Below are 545 nucleotides of genomic sequence, written 5' to 3'. Positions count from 1 at the left end.
CAACACCAGAAACACCAGAAACTGAAAAACCAGTTGAGATTGAAATTACTCCACAACCAAATGGAGATGCGATTGTAACGCCTAAGAAACCAGGAGGAGGAACATATCCACCAGGTACTAAGGTAGAAATCCCAGGTGAAGATGGAAACACAATTACTGTTGAAATCGGTAAAGATGGTTCAGGTAAAGTACCAAATGACAAACTTCCTAAGAAAGCTGTCCCAGGTACAGGAACAGTAACAGAACCGAACAAGAAACCATCACAACCAGTGAATGTAACAACACCAGCTCGTAAGACACCAACAATAGAGTTGAAACCAGATCCTAAGACAGGTGACGTTACAGTAACACCGCAGAGACCAGGAGGAGGAACATATCCACCAGGAACTACGGTAGAAATCCCAGGTGAAGATGGTCCAATCACTGTTGAAATCGGTAAAGATGGTAAAGGTAAAGTACCAAATGATAAACTTCCTAAGAAAGATGTTCCAGGTACAGGTAAGATTACAGAACCAGGTAAACCAGCTGTGGAAGTTCCTAATGTA

The 545-nt window shown here is 42.2% G+C and carries 1 pseudogene; it reads left to right on the top strand.

The features are described from left to right. Nucleotides 1-545, top strand: a pseudogene (locus HT734_RS09165) (hypothetical protein); the annotation flags it as partial.

It is taken from the genome of Streptococcus sp. k-90, assembly GCF_013277565.1.
In the GTDB taxonomy this organism is placed as follows: domain Bacteria; phylum Bacillota; class Bacilli; order Lactobacillales; family Streptococcaceae; genus Streptococcus.
The sequence above is the reverse complement of the archived record's forward strand: the minus strand, read 5'-3'. Positions and strand labels throughout refer to the sequence as shown.